The sequence below is a fragment of the Streptosporangium sp. NPDC001681 genome, from assembly GCF_040298085.1.
GTDB lineage: Bacteria > Actinomycetota > Actinomycetes > Streptosporangiales > Streptosporangiaceae > Streptosporangium.
In genome coordinates, this window is the sequence record NZ_JBEOZN010000250.1 from 1 (window position 1) to 5,196 (window position 5,196).

Below are 5,196 nucleotides of genomic sequence, written 5' to 3' on the forward strand. Positions count from 1 at the left end.
GCCACCACCGCCGCCGCGATCTCACCCTGCGAATGCCCCACCACCGCATCCGGACGAACCCCCAGCGACTCCCACACCGCCGCCAGCGACACCATCACCGCGAACGACACCGGCTGCACCACATCCACCCGATCCAGCCCCGGAGCACCCTCCACACCCCGCACCACATCCAGCAACGACCACCCCGACCAGTCCACGAACGGCTCCAACGCCGCCGCGCACTCGGCCATCCGCCCCGTGAACACCGCCGACTCCTCCAGCAGCGCGGCACCCATGCCCACCCACTGCGCCCCCTGACCCGGGAACACCCACACCGACTTCCCATCGACGTCCGCCACACCCGCGACCACGCGCGTCGCCGACTCACCGGAAGCCACTGCGGCCAGCCCCGCCAGCAGCTCCTCATGACCGTCTCCGATGACCACGGCCCGATGCTCGAAGAGCGACCGCGACACCACCAGCGACGAGCCCACATCCACCGGGTCGAGATCACCGTGCGCCTCCAGGTGCGCACCCAGGCGACCCGCCTGATCGTGCAGCGCCTGACCGGTCTTGCCCGAGATCACCCACGGCACCACACCCGCTGTCGGCGCCACGTCCTCCACCCGCGGCTCGGCCTGCGGCGCCTCCGGACCCTGCTCCAAAATCATGTGCGCGTTCGTGCCGCTGACCCCGAACGACGACACACCCGCCCGGCGCAGCCAGCCCGTCTGCGGCCACTCCACCGCCTCGGTCAGCAGCTCCACCGCACCCGAGGCCCAGTCCACATGCGACGACGGCGTATCAACATGCAACGTCTTCGGCACGATGCCGTGCCGCATCGCCATGATCATCTTGATCACACCCGCGACACCAGCCGCCGCCTGGGTGTGACCGAGGTTCGACTTGATCGACCCCAGCAGCAGCGGCCGATCCTCATCTCGCTCCTGGCCATAGGTGGCCAGCAACGCCTGCGCCTCGATCGGGTCACCCAACGTCGTGCCCGTTCCATGCGCCTCGACCACGTCCACCTCGGCCGACGACAGCCCCGAAGCGGCCAGCGCCTGACGGATCACCCGCTGCTGCGAAGGACCGTTCGGCGCGGTCAACCCGTTCGACGCACCGTCCTGATTGATCGCCGAACCACGTAGGATCGCCAGGACCTGGTGACCGTTGCGCTGAGCGTCCGACAGCCGCTCCAGCACGAGCACGCCCACACCCTCAGACCAGGTCGTGCCGTCAGCGGTGTCGGCGAACGCCTTGCACCGGCCGTCCGACGACAGCCCACCCTGACCGCTGAAATCGACGAACACCAACGGCGACGCCATCACCGTCACGCCACCGGCCAAGGCCAGACTGCATTCACCCGATCGCAGGGCCTGCGCGGCCATGTGCATCGCCACCAGCGACGACGAGCAAGCGGTGTCCACCGTCACCGCCGGGCCCTCCAACCCCAACGCGTACGCGACGCGACCGGTGACGACGCTCCCAGCGCTGCCGTTGCTGACGAAGGTCATCGCCTCCGGCGGGAACTCGGCACTCGTCCCGTAGTCGTGGTAGAGCACCCCGGCGAACACGCCGGTACGGCTACCGCGCAGCGAGACCGGGTTGATCCCCGCTCGCTCGATCGCCTCCCAGGACGTCTCCAGCAGCAACCGCTGCTGCGGGTCCATCGCCAGCGCCTCGCGCGGCGAGATGCCGAAGAACCCCGGGTCGAATTCGGCCGCGTCGAAGAGGAACCCGCCCTGGAAGTCCAGCTCGCCGCGCGTCTGCCAGCCTCGGTCCCGTGGCAGCGGGGAGATCGCGTCCTGGCCTCCGGCGACCAGCCGCCACAGGTCCTCCGGAGAGCTCACCCCGCCCGGATAGCGGCAGGCCATCGACACGATCGCGATCGGATCGTCCGCCACCGGCAGCACCGCCGACGGCACCCCCGCACGCACCTGCTCGCCCAGCAACTCCGCCAGCAGGAAGTCCGCCAGGACGGCCGGCGTCGGGTAGTCGAAGACCAGCGTCGCCGGCAGGTTCAAGCCGGTCGCGGCACGGAGCGCGTTACGGAATTCGACCGAGGTCAGCGAGTCGAACCCGAGATCCTTGAAGGCCCGCTCGGTCTCGATCGCATCCGCGTTGGGGTGCCGCAGCACTACGGCGACCTGCTCGCGGACCATGTCCCGCAGGACCTGCGACCGCTCGCCCGCCTCCAGCTCACGCAGCCGCGCCCGTAGGGCGGAAACAGCCGACTGCTCCTCTTCCCGGACGGTACGGCCCGCCTCGACCAGGCTCAGCACCTCCGGCAGATCGCCGAGCAGAGCGCTCTGCCGTACGGCGGTGAACGTCAGGGCGAACTGCTCCCAGGCGATATCCGCGACCGCCACGGTCGCGTCCCGGTGCGCGACCGCCCGCCACAGCGCGGTGACGGCCGCTCCCGGCCCCATCGCCCGCACGCCACGCCTGGACAGATAGTCCTGTGCCCCGTCGGCGGCGGCCATGCCATCCCCGACCCATGGGCCCCAGGCGACCGAGGTCGCCACGACCCCGCGTGCCCGACGCCGGTCGGCCAGAGCGTCAACAGAGGCGTTGGCGGCGGCGTAGGCGGCCTGGCCGCCGCTGCCCCACACCGCGGCGATCGAGGAGAACAGCACGAAGAAGTCGAGCTCGCGGTCGCCCAGCAGCGCGTCGAGGTTCAGCGCGCCGACGACCTTCGCCCGCATCACCTCGGCCAGCTCGGCGGCGTCCAGCCCGTCCAGGTTGTTCGCCGGGCTGATGCCTGCGGCATGGACGACCCCGGTCAGCGGGTACTCAGCCGGGATGTCGGCCAGCACCGTCGCGAGTGCGTCCGCATCGGCCACGTCGCATGCCACGATGCTCACCCGGGCACCCAGCGCGGTCAGCTCGTCGCGCAGCTCGGCCGCACCGCCTGCCGCCATGCCCCGCCTGCTGGTCAGTACGAGATGTTCGACGCCCTGGGCGGCCAGCCACCGGGCCACGTGAGCACCGAGCGCGCCGGTGCCACCGGTGATCAAGGCCGTGCCGCGCGGTCGCAGCGTGGCGTCAGTGCCCCGGTAAGGGGCGTGAGCCAACCTGCGGCCGTAGACGCCGGTCGAGCGGATCGCCACCTGATCCTCGGAGCCGGGCACGGTGAGGACGCCCGCCAGCCAGGTCACCACCCGCTGGTCCAGCGTCTGGGGAAGGTCGATCAGGCCACCCCAGCGCTGGGGGTACTCCAGCGCGGCCACCCGGCCGAGGCCCCACACGCCCGCCTGAGCCGGGATCGGCGCCGTGTCGGACCGCCCGAGCGAGACCGCGCCCTTCGTGACACACCACAGTGGCGCCTCGACACCGGCATCGCCCAGTGCCTGCAGCAAGGTCATCGTCAGCGCCGAGCCGTCCGAGACACCCGGCTCCGTGGTCTCACCCAGCGCCAGCAGCGACACCACCCCGGCCGGCTCCGCGTCGGCGCCGAGGCGCTCGCGTACCTGCTCGGCGAGCGCGGCCCGGTCCTGGCCGGATACGTCCAGCCGTACGGCCGCCGCCCCGAACATCTGGACCACGGACTCCGACCAGACATCGCCGGCCAGCTCCGCGGGCACCACGACCAGCCAGGTGCCCGGCACGACGGCGGCCGAGACGCTGGTCAGTGGCTTCCAGATGACCCGGTATCGCCAGGAGTCCGCGACGGACGTCTCGCGTCGGGCTCGTCGCCACGACGTCAGCGCCGGCAGCACCGCGCCGAGCGTCTCCTGCTCCACGTCCAGCCGCGCCGCGAGGGACTGGAGATCCTCACGCTCAATGGTGGCCCAGAACTCCGCGTCCACCGGATCCGCCATGGCGGCACCCCTGGCGGGGGCACCGGTCTCGGGCCAGAACCGCTGGTGCTCGAAGGCATAGGTGGGCAGGTCGACCCGGCGCCCGCGCGGCAGCACCGTCTGCCAGTTCACCGGCACGCCGTGCACGTGTAGACGGGCCAGCGCCTCGGTAACGGCCTGGTGCTCGTCCCGGTCCCCGCGCAGTACCGGCACCACTACCGTGTGCGACTCAGACGACTCCGGCTCGGTCGCGAGGGTGTCCTGGGCCATGGCGGTGAGCACGCCGTCCGGGCCGAGCTCCAGGTAAGCCCGGACGCCCTGGCCGTGCAGGGTGCGGATGCCGTCGGCGAAGCGGACCGCGCCGCGGACCTGCTCCACCCAGTAGTCCGGCGAGCACAGCTGCTCGGCCGTGGCCGCCTGCCCGGTCAGGGTGGACACGATCGGAATCCTCGGCGCACCGTAGGTGAGCCTGCTCGCCAGCGTGCGGAAGTCCTCCAGCATCGGCTCCATCAACGGCGAGTGGAACGCATGCGACACCCGCAACCGTCGCGTCTTGATCCCGCATTCCTCCAGCACCGCGACGATCGCGAGCAGCGGCTCCTCGACTCCGGCGATCACCACCGAGGTGGGACCGTTCACGGCCGCGATCGACACCTGGTCTTCGCGTCCGGCCAGCAGCTCGGCGACCTGCTCCTCGGAGGTCTGCACCGCCACCATCGCCCCACCGGCCGGCAGCGCCTGCATCAACCGCGCCCGGCCCGCCACCAGCGCACACGCATCGCTCAGCGACAGCACCCCGGCCACATGCGCCGCGCTGATCTCCCCGATCGAGTGCCCGGCCAGTACTTCGGGCCGAATCCCCCACGAGGAGACCAGCCGGAACAGGGCGGTCTCCACCGCGAACAGGGCCGGCTGCGCCCACCCCGTCTGGTCCAGCGCCTCCGCCTCGGCCGAACCCGGCTCGGCGAACAGCACCTCGCGCAGCGGTCCGTCAAGCATCGGGTCCAGCTCGGCGATCACCTCGTCCAACGCCTGCGCGAACACCGGGAACCGCTCGTACAGCTCCCGGCCCATCCCCGCCCGCTGGCTGCCCTGACCGGTGAACAACACCGCCAGCCTCGGCTCCGCTCCCGCCATGCCGCGCACCACACCCGCGCTCGGCCGGTTCTCGGCCAGGGCGTCCAATCCGGCCAGCACCCCATCGCGATCGGCGGCCAGTACCACCGCCCGATGCTCGAACGCCGGACGGGTCGTGGCCAGCGAGAACGCGGTATCGGCCAGCGCCACCTCACCGCGGTCCCCCACGTGCGAGGCCAGCCGCCCGGCCTGCGCCCGCAACGCCTCCGCCGTACGGGCCGACACCAACACCGGCAGCACGTCCGCGGCCGGTGCCTCGTCCCGCGGCACCGTTCCG

Annotated in this window: 1 protein-coding gene; it reads right to left on the minus strand. The window is 71.7% G+C overall.

The annotated features are described in order from the left end of the window. The coding region (locus ABT130_RS46825) for an SDR family NAD(P)-dependent oxidoreductase (RefSeq protein WP_350966388.1) at positions 1 to 5,196 on the minus strand (5,196 nt) is incomplete at both ends.